10 protein-coding genes are annotated in these 16,262 nt (G+C 73.8%); 3 read left to right on the forward strand and 7 right to left on the reverse strand.

Annotated elements, in window-relative coordinates; translation table 11 throughout:
* Positions 1-2 precede the first annotated feature (2 nt).
* The 5 genes from HNP84_RS51230 to HNP84_RS25320 are packed head-to-tail and all read right to left on the reverse strand — an operon-like array spanning position 3 to position 10,417.
* Positions 3-773: a thioesterase II family protein gene (locus HNP84_RS51230; protein WP_312925678.1), complete on the reverse strand. Its 771-nt coding sequence runs from the start codon at positions 771-773 to the stop codon at positions 3-5.
* Entirely contained in the window at positions 770-1,963 is a 1,194-nt protein-coding gene (locus tag HNP84_RS51235) for a cytochrome P450 (RefSeq protein WP_221336723.1), read from the reverse strand. The genes HNP84_RS51230 and HNP84_RS51235 overlap by 4 nt, the downstream gene beginning before the upstream one ends.
* The gene (locus tag HNP84_RS53415) at positions 1,960-3,843 is read right to left on the reverse strand and encodes a Gfo/Idh/MocA family oxidoreductase (RefSeq protein WP_185052401.1); all 1,884 of its coding nucleotides are present in this window, start codon (positions 3,841-3,843) and stop codon (positions 1,960-1,962) included. Before HNP84_RS53415 ends, HNP84_RS51235 begins: the two co-directional genes overlap by 4 nt.
* Complete coding sequence (locus HNP84_RS25315; protein ID WP_221336724.1) at positions 3,843-4,925, reverse strand: saccharopine dehydrogenase NADP-binding domain-containing protein; 1,083 nt, start codon at positions 4,923-4,925, stop codon at positions 3,843-3,845. The genes HNP84_RS53415 and HNP84_RS25315 overlap by 1 nt, the downstream gene beginning before the upstream one ends.
* Positions 4,922-10,417 carry a non-ribosomal peptide synthetase gene (locus HNP84_RS25320; protein WP_185052402.1) on the reverse strand — a complete coding sequence of 1,832 codons (5,496 nt, stop codon included), beginning with the start codon at positions 10,415-10,417 and terminating at the stop codon, positions 4,922-4,924. Before HNP84_RS25320 ends, HNP84_RS25315 begins: the two co-directional genes overlap by 4 nt.
* A 115-nt stretch (positions 10,418-10,532) precedes the next feature.
* On the opposite strand from HNP84_RS25320, the gene HNP84_RS25325 reads away from it, so the two are divergent.
* Positions 10,533-12,119 (forward strand): (2,3-dihydroxybenzoyl)adenylate synthase, encoded by a 1,587-nt coding sequence (locus tag HNP84_RS25325; RefSeq protein ID WP_185052403.1) that lies wholly within the window; start codon positions 10,533-10,535, stop codon positions 12,117-12,119.
* 7 nt (positions 12,120-12,126) lie between these two features.
* Here the strand turns inward: HNP84_RS25325 and solA are convergent, their stop codons facing one another.
* Positions 12,127-13,272, reverse strand: coding sequence for an N-methyl-L-tryptophan oxidase (gene solA / locus HNP84_RS25330; protein WP_185052404.1), 1,146 nt, complete (start codon positions 13,270-13,272; stop codon positions 12,127-12,129).
* A 76-nt stretch (positions 13,273-13,348) separates the two neighbouring features.
* On the reverse strand, positions 13,349-14,488 hold the full coding sequence (locus HNP84_RS25335; protein WP_185052405.1) for an LLM class flavin-dependent oxidoreductase: 1,140 nt from the start codon (positions 14,486-14,488) through the stop codon (positions 13,349-13,351).
* A 281-nt stretch (positions 14,489-14,769) separates the two neighbouring features.
* Here HNP84_RS25335 and HNP84_RS25340 point away from each other — a divergent pair, with 281 nt between their 5' ends.
* Complete coding sequence (locus HNP84_RS25340) at positions 14,770-15,999, forward strand: DegT/DnrJ/EryC1/StrS family aminotransferase (RefSeq protein WP_185052406.1); 1,230 nt, start codon at positions 14,770-14,772, stop codon at positions 15,997-15,999.
* Positions 16,000-16,020: 21 nt separating this feature from the next.
* The gene (locus HNP84_RS25345) at positions 16,021-16,224 is read left to right on the forward strand and encodes a tautomerase family protein (protein WP_185052407.1); all 204 of its coding nucleotides are present in this window, start codon (positions 16,021-16,023) and stop codon (positions 16,222-16,224) included.
* Positions 16,225-16,262 lie beyond the last annotated feature (38 nt).

Raw genomic sequence — 16,262 nt, forward strand, 5'->3', positions numbered from 1 at the left:
CCTTACGGCCATGGGGAGGTGTGGACGAGGGCGGGGTCGAGCCTGCGCACGATGGCCGCCACCACCTCGCTCCGCCGCGGCACCAGGTAGAAGTGCCCGCCGGGGAAGGTCAGGACCTCGGTGCGGCCGCTCGTCAGGCGGGCCCAGCCGCCGGCCTGGTCCGGGGGCAGCTCGGGGTCGTCGGCGCCGGTGAGCACCGTGAGCGGGCAGGTCAGCGGCGGACGGGAGCGCGGGCGGTAGTTCTCGATCAGCTTGTAGTCGTTCCTGACGTAGGCCAGCACCGCCCGGCGCAGGGCCGGGTCTGCCAGCACGTCCCGGTCCGTGCCGCCCAGCCGGGTCAGCTCGTCGATCAGCCCTTCGTCGTCCCGCCGGTGCACGTCGCCGCCGCGGAACCGGTCGGGAGCCGGACGGCCGGAGACGAACAGCGCGGCGGGTTCGTGCGGGCGGAGCAGGTGCACGGTCTCGTACGCGACGGCGGCGCCCATGCTGTGCCCGAACACCATGTAGGGGCGGTCGAGCGCCCCGCGCAGCGCCGCCGCGACGGCGCCGGCCAGCTCGTCCATGTCGTCCACCAGCGGGTCGGGGAAGCGGTCCTCGCGGCCCGGGTACTGCACCGCGAGCAGTTCGACCGACGGCGGCAGCAGCGCGTTCCAGCTCCGGTACGCGCCCGCGCCCCCGCCCGCGTGGGGAAAGCAGATGAGGCGGTAGCTCGCCGCGGGCCGGGGCTCGAAGCGGCGCAGCCACGGGCCGAGGGCTCCCGTCACCGCGCTCACCAGGTCACCGGCATCGACTCGATGCCGAAGGTGGCCGAGTCGTGCTTGAAGTCGAGCCGGTCGAAGGGGACGGCGAGCTTGAGCCCGGGGATCCTGGCGATGAGCGTGCCGAGCGCGATCTCCAGTTCGAGCCGGGCCAGGTTCTGGCCGATGCACTGGTGGATGCCGTATCCGAAGGCCATGTGGGAGCGGTTGACCCGGGTCAGGTCGAGCCGTCCGGGGTCGGGGAAGACCTCGGGGTCGTGGTCGGCGGCGGCGAGCAGGCAGATGACGCCGTCGCCCGCCGGGATGACCGTGCCGGCGACCTCGATGTCCTCGGTGGCGACCCGCAGCGGGATGGAGTCGGCGACGGACAGCGCGCGCAGCAGCTCCTCGACGGCGGCGGGCAGCAGGTGCGGGGCGTTGCGCAGCTCGGCCAGGGTCTCGGGGCGTTCCAGCAGCATGAGCGTGCCCAGCGAGATCATGCTCGTGGTGGTCTCGCGGCCCGCGATGATGGTGATCCCGATCGTGGACAGCAGCTCCTGCTCGGTCACGACCCCCTGGGCGAGGTGGTTGACCACGAGCTTGGACAGCAGGTCCTCCCCCGGGTTCCGCTTCCGTTCCGCGATGAGCTCGCCGAGCATGCGGAACATGTTGCCCAGCGCCTCGCCGATCTCCCGGGCGTCGCTGCCGCGGCCGCCCGACACCCGGGTGACGTCGCGGAAGAACTCCAGGTCGTCGGCGGGCACGCCGACGAGGTTCAGCACGGTCGAGGTGGACACGGCGTTGGCGAAGGCCGGGACGAGGTCCACCGGCGGGCCGTCGGCGAGCATCCGGTCGATGAGCCGGTCCACGGTCGCCTGGATCGCGGGCCGCATCCCCTTGACCCGTTTGACGGTGAACTCGGCCTGGAGCATGCGGCGGTGGCGGGTGTGCTCGGGCGGGTCGGTGCGGATGAACGGGCGGGATCTGGCCGCCGCCTCCTGCTCGCCGATGCCCAGGGCGGGGAAGTTCGGGCGGCGCGGGTCGGAGCTGAGCCGGGGGTCGGCAAGCAGCCTGCGCACGTCGGCGTACCTGGTCACGATCCACGCCTGCTTGCCGGTCGGCAGGGTCACCCGCTTGACCGGCTCCTCCTCCCGCAGCCTGGCGTACTCGGCGGGCGGGGCGAAGGGGCACTCGCGGTCGATCGGAAACGGGGTCGTCGCGTTCATGCGGAAGCCTTCCCATCGTTGGTGAGCACGGCCATCGGGGTGGACGACACGCGGGGCAGCGTCCGCAGGGTCAGCCCCGACTCCCGCTCGACCCGGTCCAGGCCGAAGGCGTGCCAGTCGTAGGCGTCGCCGACCTCGCGGACCAGCTCGCCGTCGCGGTAGACCCGCCAGGTCGTGCGCAATCGCATCAGGTCGCCGCCGGCGGGCTCGCCGGAGAACCACCATTCGTAGGTCTGCCGGCCCACGCTCTCGCGGGCCAGCCGGGTGGGCGGCAGGGAGCCGGGCCGGTCCATGCTCATCAGCTCGACGACGATGACGCCGCCGGGGGCCAGGCGTTCGGCGAGGCGGCGCCACAGCGTGGCCCGCCCGGACGCGTCCAGGTGGCCCGCCACCCCGCACACGACCGCCGCGGAGATCACGCCGGGGAGGTCGAGGTCCGGGGCGGACTGGTCGGTGACGGTGACCCGGTGGCGCAGGTCCTCGTCGCTGAAGACGCGGCTGGTCAGCACGGCGCGCATCCCGGCCGCGGGCTCCGCCGCGACGATCTCGGCGTCGGGCAGCGCCTTGGCCAGCGCCCGGGTGATCAGGCCGGTTCCCGCTCCGATCTCGACGATCGGGCCGCGGCCGGGGTCGATGCCCTTCAGCGCGTCCACGACGGCGAGGGCGGTGCCGCCGGTGACGTGGCCGCTCGCCGCCAGGTCGAAGAACTCCGCCGTCGGGGTGTAGGGGCCGGAGAAGTCGTAGCCGCCGGAGGTCCGGGGAGTCCGAGGAGCCCGGGGAGTCCGGGGAGTCCGGGGCGCGGCGGGCGGGCCGATCTCGGCGGGGGACAGCACCCGTGGCGGGTCCGGTCTGATGATCTCGGGTGGGCCCAGTCTCCGGGCGATGTCCGCCCAGATCCGGCAGATTGTCAGGTCGTACTGGGCGGCCTGGAGCGGGTCCGGGGCCTCGTCGATCGCCTGGGCGAACTCCAGGAGGGCGCGTTCGATCGCGGCGGGCCAGGCGGTGGTGAGGATGTCGCGGAAGGTGCCGACCGGCTCGGTCAGGACGGTGGTGCTGTCCAGGCCGAGGTGCGCCGATCCGTCGAGCACGAGCCGGTGGCCGGAGTCGCGGTGCGCGTGGAAGCGGGGGCTCCACAGCACCGGCCCGTGCGTGTCGGCCAGGGTGAGCACCCCGCCCTCGGCGCCGATGGCCACGCGGTGCCACAGCAGGGCGTGGTTGTCGCGGTCGGCCGGGTCGAGCTGGTTCTGCACGCGCAGGCCGACCGGGACGCCGGCGAGCACGCCGTACAGGCCGCGCAGGGGGTGCGAGCGTCCGCCGGCGAGGGTGCGCAGCTCGTCCGGCGGCTCGGCGGGGTCGGCGAACCGCCACGGCCGTACCCCGCCCAGTGCCCGGCCGAGCACGTCGATCAGCGGGTAGAGCACGTGGACCGGGCTGATCGCCTCGACGAACAGGGGGCGCTGGCGCTCGGCCAGGCGGCGGGCCGCCTCGATGAACTCGCGCACCGGGCCCACGTGGGGGTAGTGGGAGTTGACCCGGTACTGGACGCGGTGCCTCCTGGCCAGCCGCAGGCACTCGGTCATCTCGTCGTGGTGCACCGGGTGCTCCTGCAGCACGTGCACGCCGCGTGCGAGCAGCCTTCTGGCCAGGTCGGTGCCCTCGCCCCCGGAGATGGTGGAGCCGACCACGACGCAGGCGGCGTCCACGTCGTCCGGCAGGGCGTCCACCGAGTCGTAGTGCGGCACGCCCAGCCCGGCGGCGAGGTCGCGGGAGTGCGCGCTGCCCCGGCTGACGATCCCGGCCAGGGTGAGGCGGGGCTCCAGCGAGCGTACGGCCCGCGCGTAGAGGCGGCCGAAGTTCGTGCCGCACACCACCACGCGCATCACAGCACCCCTTCTTCGCTGTCGGGTTCGCCGTCGTGCACGGTGAGGGAGTCCACCGTCTCCGAGGCGCGGACCCGCTCCAGCAGGTCGGCCGGGTCCAGCGCGCCCGCGGCGAAGTGCGCGCCCGGCGGCGTGCGCCCGTCGGCCACGGCCTCGACGGCGAGCGCCCCGACGGTGCCGGTGAGCCGGTAGCTGTCGGGCGCGCGCAGCACCGCGGTGCGGGTGCCCTTCTCCCCGCGCAGGATGACGACCATCAGGTAGTACGGCCTGCGCCCGGCGAGGTCGAGGTCGGCGGCGCGGATCATGCGCTCGGCGATGCCGGACCGGTCGGCGCCGTCCAGCGTGTACGCGGGCAGTTCGTTGAGCACGTCCCACACCCGCGGTCCGGGCCAGACGTTGAACCACTCGGCCTCGTCGAGCCGCAGGTCCCGCGCCAGGCGCGCGGTCTCGGTGCTGAGGAAGGGCTGGAGGGCGACCGTACCGGGGAAGTACGGCGCCTCCGCCTTCTCCTGGGCGCGCAGCGCCCGCGACCGCGCCCGGCCCTCGCGCCAGGCGGCCAGCGGCTCGCCGAAGGAGGTGCCGCTCTCCAGCGACAGCAGCATGTCCACGGCGACCACCGGTGAGCAGCGTTCCATCCCGCCCGCGTACGCGGTGAGCGAGACGGGCCGCCCCACGTCGGCGGCGAGCCGGCGGGGGATGAGGCTGGACAGCCCCGGCAGGGTCCCGGCCGACAGCAGCACCGAGCGCTCGGTGCCGGCCAGCCCCTTGGCGCGGAGCCCGTCGAGCGCCGGGTCGTCGCCCGAGACGTCCACGTAGTGGGCCCCGGCCTCCAGGGCGGCCACCGCGACCGTGTCCTTGAGCCGGTAGCTCGGGCCCGCGCAGTTCAGCACGATCTCGCAGCCCCGGCAGAAGGCGGCCAGGCTCTCGGGGTCGGCGGCGTCCACGCGCACCGCCTCGCCGTCGGCGGGCGGCAGCGCCGCGATCCGGCGGGCGCCCAGGCGGAGGCCGGTGAATCCCATCCGGCGCAGGGCGGCGACGGCGCCCTGCCCGACCCGGCCGGAGGCGCCGAGCACGCCGATCATCGGACGACCGCCCCCTCGGTGATCTCGGAGAGCAGTTTGAGCACCCCGGGCGCGTGCTGGACGGACAGGCAACTGAAGTGGTCGCCCGCCACGTCCACGATCCGCAGGTCACCGAGGCACAACTCCTCCCAGTGCTGGGTGACCGCCTCCTTGCTGCCGGGGAAGGGGTAGGCGCCGCTGTGCCGCAGGAAGGTGATGTCGCCCGCGTACGGCTCGGGGTCGTACCTGGTGATGGCGAACACGCTCTGCCGGAAGGTGCGGAACAGCCGCATCATGTGCTCGGGCTCGTACATGCCGGCCGACGCCGGGACGGCCTCGCACATCCGCGCGACCCGCTGCTCGCGGGGCACCGCGGCCAGCCGCTGGAAGCACGCGGCCACGTCGGCGTACTGCCCGGTCAGCTCGGCGAAGCCGCCGTCGCGCATCACGCCGGGGCTGGCCGCGAGCACCTCGTCGGCCGCGGCCGCCACGCGGTTCTCGTCGGCGGGGAAGCCGAGCGCGGCCGGGTCGATGCCCATCATGACGGAGAAGGAGTACTCCGAGAGCAGCTCGTCGTCCAGGCGGAAGCGCGGGCTGTGGCTGCTGATCACGGTGAGGGTGGCCACGTCGGCGCCCGCCTCGGCCAGCCCCCGGGCCACCTCGGTGGCGATCAGGCCGCCCAGGCAGTAGCCGACGACGTGCAGGCGGGAGGCGCCCGAGCCGAGCAGGGCCTCGACGTAGCCGGCCGCGAGGCGCTCGATCAGGCCCTCGGGCTCGGCGTCCAGGTACTCCCGCAGGTCGGGGATCTCCAGGCCGGTGAGGGTGGCGTTGCCGGCCGAGCGCCGCCGGATCTCGGTGATCAGCGCCCGGTACGGCATGACGGTGCCGGTCCCCGCGTGCACCAGCACGGTGACCGGGTCCTCCCCCGATCCGTGCAGCCGCACCAGCGGCGAGGATCTGGCCGTCGTGCGCTCCTGCCTGGCGGCCGTGACGCCGCCCAGGTACGCGGCGAGCGCGGCCACGGTCGGGTGCCGCAGCATGTGGCGCAGCACCACCTCCCATTCGAGGTTGACCGCGTCGGGGATGCGCTCGCGTATCCGCCCGACCATGCGGGCGACCAGCAGGGAGTCTCCGCCGAGGTCGAAGAAGTCGTCGTGGCGGCCGATGTGCTCGCGGTCCAGGAGCTCGGCCCACAGCGCGGCGAGCTGCCGTTCCAGGGCGTCGGCCGGCTCGCCGGACCGCGCGGCGGCGTCGCGGGTCTCGCCGGGGCGGGGCAGCCAGGACAGCAGGCGGGCCCGGTCCACCTTGCCGTTGCCGGTCAGGGGGAGGGCGTCCACGACCTGCCAGTGGGCGGGCACCATGTACTCCGGCAGCCGCGTGGCCATGTGCCGGGTCAGCTCCCCGGCGGTGAGGCGGGCGCGGTCGGGCTTGAACCTGGCCACGAACAGCCGCTGGCCGGTGGCGCGCAGCGGATCGGCGGGGCCGGGCAGGCACGCCTCCAGCTCCGCGCCCGCCTCCGCGAGCAGCCGCGTCCACTGCTCGTCGGTGAGGAAGGACTGGCCGCCCTCGGCGCGCACGTCCTGGTACGGGCCGCTCATGACCTCCATGAACTCCATGGACACCAGCAGCGGGCGGTTCTCGTCGTCGGTGTTCTCCATGAAGATCAGCCGCCCGCCGGGGGTGGCCAGCTCGCGCAGCCGGGCCAGCGCCGCGGCGGCGTCGGTGGCGTTGTGCAGCACGTTGGCGCAGACGATCACGTCGAAGGAGTTCGGCAGGTAGCCCTGCGCCCTGGGGTCGGCGTTCAGGTCGAACCTGCCGTAGCGGACCCAGGGGAAGTCGGCGAACCGTTCCTTCGCCTCGTTGAGGAAGAACTGCGAGGGGTCGGTGAAGGTGTACTCGACGGGGAACTCGGCCAGGACGGGGACCAGCTCGGTGGTGGTGCCCGCGACTCCCCCGCCGACCTCCAGCACGCGCAGCCGCTCCTCGCCGACGTGCCGTTCGGCCACCGCGCGCACGGCGGCGGCGACGGCCTTGTTGAGCCGGTGCACGGCCAGGTTGTCGCGGTAGGCGGCGGTCATCGCGTCCGAGGGCGCTCCCGGGTAGAGCAGGGCCCGGATGTCCAGCTCGCCGCTGAGCAGCTCGTCGATGCGCTCGCCGCAGGCGCGCATGGCCTCCACCAGGTCGGGGCTCCAGTTCACCCGGCGCTCGGTCTCCTCGACCCGCCGCCAGGCGCGTTCCAGCGCGCCGGGGTCCGCGGCGAGGCGGCCGGTGTAGCGGCCGGCGTCCTCGCCGAGCCGGCCCTCGGCCGTCAGCGCCCGCAGCCAGCGCCGTACGATGTGCCGGTTGCGGGCGGTGGCGCGCAGCGCGTCGCACACCTCGTCAAGGCTGTGCCCGGCGGCACCGTAACCGGTGCCGTTGTGCCCGGCGGCACCGTGTCCCGCGCCGTCGGTGAACAGCCCCGCCCGGCTCAGCGCGCCTTCCATGACCAGCAGGGCGGCCTCGTCCAGGGCCCGCAGGAGGTCGCCGAGCGCGGCGGGATCGATCGGCGGGGCCGCCGCGGAGGCCGCGGCCTCCGCGGCCTCGGCGATCAGCGGGCCGGGGACGTCTCCGGCGCGTTCGGCCCGCTCGCGCCGCTCGGGCTCGACGAAGGCGGCCAGGCGCTTGCCCGCCGGGTGCGCGGCGTCCACCACGACCGCGCCGGCGGCGACCGAAGGGTGCTGCACCAGCGCGGCCTCCACCTCGGCCAGCTCGATCCGGTAGCCGCGGATCTTCACCTGCGAGTCCTCCCGGCCGAGGAACTCGATGGTCCCGTCGGGCAGGTAGCGGCCCAGGTCGCCGGTGCGGTACAGGCGCTCGCCGGTCACCGGGTGGGTCACGAAGCGCTCGGCGGTGCGCGCCTCGTCGGCGAAGTAGCCCCGCGCCACCCCTGCGCCGCCGATGTACAGCTCCCCGGGCGTCCAGTCGGGGCGGTCCCGCATGGCGGCGTCGAGCACGTGGAAGCTCTGGTTGGTGAGCGGCGTGCCGTACGGGATGCTCGGCCGGGACGCGTCGCCCTCGGCGACGGGGTGGAAGATCGACCAGATGGCCCCCTCGGTCGCCCCGCCGAGGCTGATCACCCGCAGCCCGGGGACCAGCTCGCGGATCTGACCGGGGAGGGTGACCGGGATCCAGTCCCCCGACAGCAGGGCCAGGCGGAGCGTGGGGAGGTCCGGCTCGGGGGCCGAGCGCAGGTAGTCGTGCAGCATCTGCATCTGCCCGGGCACCGAGTTCCACACGGTGACGCCGGTCTGGCGGATCAGCTCCGCCCAGTGGGAGGGGTCGCCGCGCCGGTGCGCGTCGGGGAGCACGAGCCGGCCGCCGGCCGACAGCAGGCCGAAGACGTCGTACACCGACAGGTCGAACCCGAGGCTGGCCACCCCCAGCACCGCGTCGTCCGCGGTGACCTGGAAACGCCGGTTGACGTCCTGGACGGTGTTCAGGGCCGCCCGGTGGCTGATCATGACGCCCTTGGGGGTGCCGGTCGAGCCGGAGGTGTAGATGACGTACGCCAGGTCGTCCGGGGCCGCGGGAGACGCGGGGACCGGCCCGTCCGGCGCCGGCGGCAGCGTGTCCACCGCGACGGGCACGCATCCGGCGGGCGGCGCGGCGGCGTCGGCCAGCCACGACTGGGTGAGCACGACCCGCGCGCCCGCGTCGCCGATGATCGTGTTGCGCCGGGCGGCGGGCTGCGTCGTGTCCACGGGCAGGTACGCGGCTCCGGCGAGCAGCGTGCCGAGGACGCCGGCGATCTGCTCGGCCCCCTTGTCCATGAGCACCGCCACGGGCTCGGCGGGCCGTACGCCCTCAGCCGTGAGCCTGGCGGCGACCGCGCGGGCGCGGGCGAGCAGTTCGGCGTAGGTGAGCGACAGGCCCGGGGCCTGCACCGCCACGGCGTCGGGGGTGCGCAGGGCCTGTTCCACCACGCCCTGGTGGAGCAGCCCGTCCGGGAGCGGCCCGGCCGTGTCGTTGACGCGGCGGCGGCGCTCGGCCTGCGCGGGCGGCAGCTCCACCGGGCCCGGCAACCCCCAGACGTCGTCGTCCTCGGCGAGCCGGCGGACCAGGCCGGCGAAGGACGCGAACGCGTCGTCGGCGAGCCCGCCGGGCAGGACGCCCTCGCGCACGTCCCAGGACACGGCCAGGGTCTCCCCTCTGGGCATCGCCTGGCAGTCGATCCACACCTGCGGGGTCTGGCTGACCGCGTACGCGACCCGGCCCCGGCCGGGGGCGGCCGGCGCCGCGTCGAGGGTGCTGGTGAAGACCACCGGCATCAGCACGGGCCCTTCCCCGCCGCGCCGGGACAGCTCGGCCAGCACCTCCGCCCCGGTGAACAGGGGGTGCGCCAGGTCGTCCAGGAGCTGCCCGCTGATCTGCGCGGCGCGGCCGGCGAACGGCACTTCCGCGGACAGGTCCACGCCGAGCAGTTCGACGGAGGTGAAGTCGCCCACGAGACCGGGCACGTCGGGGTGCAGGGGCAGCCGCTGGAACGCGGGCAGGTTGAGGGTGAAGCGCGGGGACCGGCTCCACCGGCCGATCACCTCGGCGTACGCGGTGAGCAGCGCCGCCGACGGGGTGACGCCGTGCCGGGCGGCGCGCTCGCGCAGCGACGCCCACTGCGCCGGGGACAGCACCGCCTCCAGGCGGCGGAAGCGCGGGCCTTCCCCCGTCTCGCCGCCGGCGGGGGCGCCGGCGAGCGGCAGTTCCGGCGCGGGCGGCAGCTCCTCCATCCGCCGCAGCCAGTAGGCGCGGTCGCGGTCGTAGCGGGCGGTGTCGGTCATCCGCCTGCGGGCCAGGACGTAGTCGCGGAAGGTGATCTCCAGCGGCGGGAGGGGCGCCGCCGGGTCGGCGTACAGGGAGTCGAACTCGGCCAGCAGGATCTGCACGCTGGCGTAGTCGACGATCAGCAGGTCGAGCGAGAGGTGGAGCAGGGCGTGCTCCGGGGATCGCGTGATCCGCAGGTCGAACAGCGGCCACCGGTCGGGCCGCGGCACCCGCTGGGCCAGCTCGCGGCGTACCTCGGCGGGGTCGGCGGCCACTTCGACGCGGTAGCGCGGCACCTGCGGCAGCACCACCTGGGAGCCGTCGGAGTGCACCACCGCGCGCAGCATGTCGTGCCGCGCGACGAGGGCGTTCCACGCCTCCTCGGCGCGGGCCGGGTCCAGCTCGGGATAGGCCAGCTCCACGTAGGCGTGGCAGGCCACTCCCCCGTAGTCGAACACGTCCCCCCGGCCCAGCAGGTACGCCGCCTGGAGATCCGACAGCGGGAAGGGCTCGTGGCGTTCCTCGGGGCGAGGTGTGAGCGTCACGTCCTCGCCACGCCGTAGGTGCTCGACGATCTGGTCCCGGTGCGCGCGGAGCACCGCGCGCCGTTCCTCGGTCAGGACGCCGCGGGGAGCGCGGAACCGCAGCTCGTCCCCTTCCGCCCAGAGTTTGACGCCATCCCGTTCAAGATCGTTGATCAGCGTGCCGATCTTCATACAGCCCCGTTCAGCTCGCCGGAGAGCTTATTGAAAATGACTATCATGTGCGATATCGGTATCTAAGCACACGTTCGCGGGCCCCCGCCAGACCCGGCGGGGAGAGGGGGCGATCATGGATTGGCCGGGATGGCCGCAACAGGACGCGGCGCGCTACCGGGCCGCGGGCTACTGGACCGGGGACACGTTCGGCGGCCTGCTCGCCGGCTGGGCGCGGCGGTACGGCCCGCGCACCGCGCTGGTGGACGGCCCACGGCGCTGGACGTACGCCGAGCTCGACGCCGAGGTGGGGCGGCTGTGCGCCGGGCTGCGCCGGATCGGCGTGAAGCCCGGCGACCGCGTGGTGCTGCAACTGCCGAACGGCGCCGCGTTCGTGTGCCTGTGGTTCGCCCTGCAGCGGCTGGGCGCCGTGCCGGTGCACGCGATGCCCGCACACCGGCGCGCCGAGATCACCCACCTCGTCGAGCTGTCCGGCGCGGCCGCGTACGTCATCCCCGATGTGCACGCGCGCTTCGACTACCGGGAGCTCGCGGCCGGGCTGCCGGTGGAGCGCGTGGTCGTCGTGGGCGACCCCGGGCCGTACGGCTTCACCGCCTACGACGAGCTGGCCGGCGCGGCCCCCGAGACCGGCGCCGGCCCGGCCAACGCGTCCGGCCTGGCGCTGCTGTTGCTGTCCGGGGGGACGACCGGGCTGCCCAAGCTGATCCCCAGGACCCATGACGACTACGCCTACAACGCGCGCGCCAGCGCCGAGGTGTGCGGCCTCACCGCCGAGTCGGCGTATCTCGCCATCCTGCCCATCGCGTTCAACTTCACCTGGGCGTGCCCGGGGGTGCTCGGCACGTTCTTCGCGGGCGGCAAGGTCGTCATCGCGCCCAACCCGAGCCCGGTGACGGCCTTCGAGCTGATCGAGCGGGAACGCGTCACCATCACCGCGATCAACCCGCCGCTGGTGCCGTACTGGCTGGAGGAGCACGCGGCGGCCAAGCCCGACCTGTCGAGCCTGCGGCTGCTCCAGGTCGGCAGCGCCCGGCTCGCCGACGACCTGGCGTGGCGGGTCGGCCCGGCCCTCGGGGTACGGCTCCAGCAGGTGTACGGCATGGCGGAAGGGCTGCTCAACTACACCCGCGACGAGGACCCGGACGAGATCGTCTGCACCACGCAGGGCAGGCCGCTCTCCCCCGCCGACGAGATCCGCGTGGTGGACGAGCACGACCGGCCGGTCCCCGACGGGGAGACCGGGGAACTGCTCACCCGCGGCCCCTACACGCTGCGCGGCTACTACCGCGCAGCCGAGCACAACGCCACGGCCTTCACCCCGGACGGCTTCTACCGCACCGGCGACCTGGTCCGCAGGCTCCCCTCCGGACACCTCAACGTGGTCGGCAGGGTCAAGGACCAGATCAACCGGGGCGGAGAGAAGATCGCGGCCACCGAGGTGGAGGGCCACCTGCTGGCCTATCCCGGCGTGAAGGGCGCCGCGCTGGCCGGCATGCCCGATCCGGAGTGGGGGGAGCGCCCGGTCGCGTTCCTCGTCTGCGAGGGGGACGCGCCGAGCGTGAAGGAAATCGCGGGGTTCCTGCGCGACCGGGGGCTCGCGCCGTACAAGTTCCCGGAGCGGATCGAGGCGGTCGCCGCGTTCCCGCTCACCCCGGTCGGCAAGATCGACAAGAAGGCCCTCGTGGCCGGCCTGCACCCGTGAGGGCGGCTCACAGGAACCGGTCGGGGTCCATGAACGCGGCCGGGCACGAGGGGGGCTTGCCCGTCACCAGGTCGGCGACGATCTCCCCCACGCCGGTGGCGTGCTTGAACCCGTGCCCGCTGCATCCGCCGGCGATGACCAGCCGGCGGTCACCGCGCGGCCTGCCGACCAGGAACTGCTTGTCGGGCGATCGGGTGAACATGCACACGGCCGCCTTCGACGGCAGCGCGCCCAGTCCGGGCAGCGCCGTGGTCAGCCGGTCGGCCAGGAGCGTCCAGTCCTCCGGCCGCACCGACCGGTCGCAGGCGTCGGGGTCGATGACCTCGAACCTGCCGCCGGAGTCCTCCAGGCCGACCTTGACCAGCCCGTCGTCCTCCGCGCCGTGGCCCCAGACGCACTGCCCGTCGTCCAGCTCGCGGATGAACACCGGCAGCCTCGCCAGCGCGAAGTCCGCGGCGCGGGAGTCGCCGGCCCGGAACCAGGTCACCGGCATGCGCACCGCCTCCAGCGGCAGGCCGGGCACGAGCGCGGGCAGCCACGGCCCGGCGGTGACCACCGCCTGCTCCACCCGCAGGTCGCGGGTGGGCGTGTGGACGACGACACCGCCGTCCACCGGCTCGATCCCCGTCACGCGGGTGTCGGGATACACCTGGGCGCCCGCCCCGGCCGCGGCGTCCAGGGCCGCGCGGATCGCGGCCTCCGGGCGCAGCAGCCCCGCGGCGGGCTCCCACACGCCGCAGTGGTGGTCCGGCAGCTCGCCGTGCTGCGGCAGCTCGCGCCGCAGGCGGCCGGCGTCCCAGACCTCCACCGGCAGCGCGTGCTCCCGCGCGGCGGCGAGCGTGCCGGACACGATGTGCCCGTCGCGCGGCCCGATGAGGACGCCGCCGGTCGGCTCGAAGAGCCTGCGCCCGGTCTCCGCCTCCAGCTCCCGCCACAGTCGTGCCGACCGCTGGGCCAGCGGGACGAGGTCCGGATGCTCCAGGCAGGCCGTGCGGAACATGCGGGTCCCGCCGTGCGAGGAGCCGAAGGCGTGGCCCGGGGTGAACCGCTCGATGCCGACGGCGCGCACGCCGCGCCGGGCCAGACTCCACAACGCGGCCGAGCCCCACGCGCCCAGGCCGATCACGGCGACGCCGGCGTCGAATGCGGCCATCAGCCGCTCCCTTCCTGAGTCGGATGCGGTGTCGTCGGATGCGGTGCCGTCGGATGCGGTGCCGTCGGATGCGGTGTCATCGCGCGACCGCCTGCTGCGCGCCGGTCCCGGCTGCGGTCTCCGCGTTGGTCTCTGGGGTGGCCTCCGCGGCAATCTCCGTGGCGGGGAACGCGGGGGCCACCTCGGCGGCGAACAGGCGCACGGCCCGCTCGGCGTCCTCGTACGGCATGCAGCCCGGGTTGAACTGCAGGCACACCGACAGGCCGGCGCCGAACCACTCCCGGACGGTCGCGATCTGCTCGGTCACCTCGGCGGGGGTCCCGGCGAGCACCTTGTTCCCGGCCAGCGACGCCTCGAAGTCGTAGCGGCGGACCTTCTCCACGAGCTGCTCGTAGCCCGGGTAGTCGTCGCTGCGGACGCCGCCCCAGGCGGCCACGGCGCCGGTCATCTTGGCGATGTAGTTGTGCTCGAAGCGCCGCGCCCGCTCCAGCGCCCGCGACCGGTCCTCATCCAGGTAGCAGGTGTACTTGAGCTGGATCCTGCCCTCGCCGGGGTGTCCGGCCGCGCGCCGGGCCTCCCGGTAGGCGGCCAGCATCTCCTGCAGTCCTTCACGCGAAGTGACGGTGGGGACGACCTGGAGGTGGTGGCCGGCCCGGCCGGCGGCGGCGCAGGACTCGGGGCTGGTCGTGGCGGCGACGAAGATCGGCGGATGGGGCCGCTGCACGGTCCGGGGCAGCAGGGTGACCGGCCCGAAGCTCACCCAGTCGCCGTGCCAGCTCACCTCCGTCTCGCTCCACAGTTTGCGGCAGATCTCCACGCCCTCGGCGAAGCGCCTGCGGCTCTCGCTCAGCGGCACCTGGAAGGCGGCGAACTCGTCGGGCAGGAAGGCCCGGCCGAAGCCGGCGTCCAGCCGCCCGTGCGACAGGTTGTCCAGCATGGCCAGCTTGCCGGCCAGCTTCAGCGGGTGGACGAAGGCCGGCACCACGGCGCCGGTCACCACCCGGATCTCACGGGTCCGCGCCGCCACGGCGGCGAGGAAGGTGACCGGGTCGGGGCTGTAGCCGCCGTACGGCGTGAAGTGGTGCTCCACGATCTGCACGTGCTCGAAACCGAGGGCGTCGGCGAGCACGGAAAGCCGGAGGCTCTCGTCGAAATAGGATTCCGCGGATTTCTCCTCGGGACCCATAACCGGAAAGAAGGCGACCCCGAACCTCATCGGCACAACCTCCGTCGAAAACGAATTGAAGGCACACGGACAGTCAATAACGCCTTCTCCGAGAATGTCAAGCCGTAAGCCTTCTGCGACCCAATAAAACACCTTTCCATAAAGCCGTCCCGGCACCGGCCGGACGGATTATCAGGCATGCCCGCAAATTAATTCAGCGGCCATCGGAGTTCATTTACACGACGGGACGTAAAGTGCTATCTTCACCACCGAAGCCGCCGGGAGCGTTCGTGGTCGAGCGCCTTTTCCATGCTGTCGAGGAGTCGATCTGAATGCCGGTGCGGAGCTATGAGGTAGGTTTCCCGACCCGGGGCAGCATCGTGGGGGCCGACGAGCTGGCGCAGATCTCCGGCCTGCTGCGCTCCGACGGCGTCCTGTCGGCGGGGCGATGGCGGGAGCGGTTCGAGCGGCTCTTCCGCGACTGGGCCGGCAGCCGCCACGCCATGTCGGTGACCAGCGGCACCGTCGCCCTGGAGCTGGCGATCCACCTGGCGGACCTGCGGCCGGGCGCGGAGGTGATCGTCACCCCGCAGACCTTCCAGGCGTCGATCCAGCCCCTGCTCGGCCATCCCGTGGACGTCACCTTCTGCGACGTCGATCCCAACACGCTCAACCTCGACCCGGCGCTGCTGGAAGACCTCGTCTCCGACCGCACCGCCGCCGTCGTGCTGGTGCACTACGGCGGCTGTCCCGCCGAGATGGACCGGATCACGGCCGCGGCGCACCGGCACGGCGCGATCGTGATCGAGGACTGCGCGCACGCGCTCGGCGCCACCTACCACGGCCGCAGGCCGGGCGCGCTGGGCGACATCGGCTGCTTCAGCTTCCACAACTCCAAGAACCTGACCACGCTCGGCGAGGGCGGCATGGTGACCCTGGCCCGCGACGACTGGGCCGAGCGGCTGGAACGGCTGCGCTCCAACCAGGTCGACGCCACCTTCGCCCCGGGCGCCGGGGAGATGCCGCCGCCGCATCCGCTGCTGCCGTGGATGAAGTTCTCCGAGGAGGTCTACGAGCGGACGTGCACCGGGGTGCGCAGGGCCGGCACGAACGCCACCCTCTCGGAGGCCGCGTCGGCGGTCGGGGTGGTGCAGATGGCGCGGCTTCCGGAACTGAGCGCGCGGCGGCGCGAGATAGCCGGCCGGCTGGACGACGTGATCGCCGGATTCGAGGGCGTACGCCCGCACAAGGCGCCGCCCGGCTCGCAGCACGCCTATCACCTCTACACGTTCTTCGTCGATGCCGGGCCCGACGCGCGCGAATATCTCGTGAAAGCGCTCGACCAGCGCGGCGTCGAGGTGCAGTTGCGCTATTTCCCGCTGCACCTGACGCCGGAATGGCGCTGGCGCGGGCACCGGCTCGGCGAATGCCCGGTCGCCGAGGACTCCTGGTTCGGCCGGCTCGTCAATCTGCCCTGCCACCCCGGCCTGTCCGACCGGCAGGTCGCCCACATGACCGAGGCGCTGCACGAGAGCCTCGGCGAGGCGCTGCGTCTCCGCTGATTTCCCGGAAGGAATTCCCCCATGCCATTCATAGACGTACGGATCTTCGAGGAGCGGCTCACGCCGGAGTCGGAGGAGCGGCTCATCGGCGCGCTGACGGACGCGGTGGCGTCGGTGCTCGGCGAGCCCGCCCGCGAGCAGACCTGGGTGGTGCTCACCGGCGCCCCCGCCGCCCGCTGGGGCGTCGCCGGCAAGCGCGGCCGGGCCCCGGAGGTGCCTCAGTGATCGTCCGCCCGAACCACGCACCCGCCTGGGAGGCCGTT

It is taken from the genome of Thermocatellispora tengchongensis, assembly GCF_014202315.1.
In the GTDB taxonomy this organism is placed as follows: domain Bacteria; phylum Actinomycetota; class Actinomycetes; order Streptosporangiales; family Streptosporangiaceae; genus Thermocatellispora; species Thermocatellispora tengchongensis.

Excerpts from the sequence above, each read along its gene's own strand:
- HNP84_RS53415 (WP_185052401.1), bottom strand. The coding sequence starts at position 3,843 with ATGCGCGTGGTGGTGTGCGGCACGAACTTCGGCCGCCTCTACGCGCGG.
- HNP84_RS25345 (WP_185052407.1), top strand. The coding sequence starts at position 16,021 with ATGCCATTCATAGACGTACGGATCTTCGAGGAGCGGCTCACGCCGGAG.
- HNP84_RS25335 (WP_185052405.1), bottom strand. The coding sequence starts at position 14,488 with ATGAGGTTCGGGGTCGCCTTCTTTCCGGTTATGGGTCCCGAGGAGAAA.
- HNP84_RS25325 (WP_185052403.1), top strand. The coding sequence starts at position 10,533 with ATGGATTGGCCGGGATGGCCGCAACAGGACGCGGCGCGCTACCGGGCC.
- solA (WP_185052404.1), bottom strand. The coding sequence starts at position 13,272 with ATGGCCGCATTCGACGCCGGCGTCGCCGTGATCGGCCTGGGCGCGTGG.
- HNP84_RS51235 (WP_221336723.1), bottom strand. The coding sequence starts at position 1,963 with ATGAACGCGACGACCCCGTTTCCGATCGACCGCGAGTGCCCCTTCGCC.
- HNP84_RS25340 (WP_185052406.1), top strand. The coding sequence starts at position 14,770 with ATGCCGGTGCGGAGCTATGAGGTAGGTTTCCCGACCCGGGGCAGCATC.
- HNP84_RS25315 (WP_221336724.1), bottom strand. The coding sequence starts at position 4,925 with ATGATCGGCGTGCTCGGCGCCTCCGGCCGGGTCGGGCAGGGCGCCGTC.
- HNP84_RS25320 (WP_185052402.1), bottom strand. The coding sequence starts at position 10,417 with ATGAAGATCGGCACGCTGATCAACGATCTTGAACGGGATGGCGTCAAA.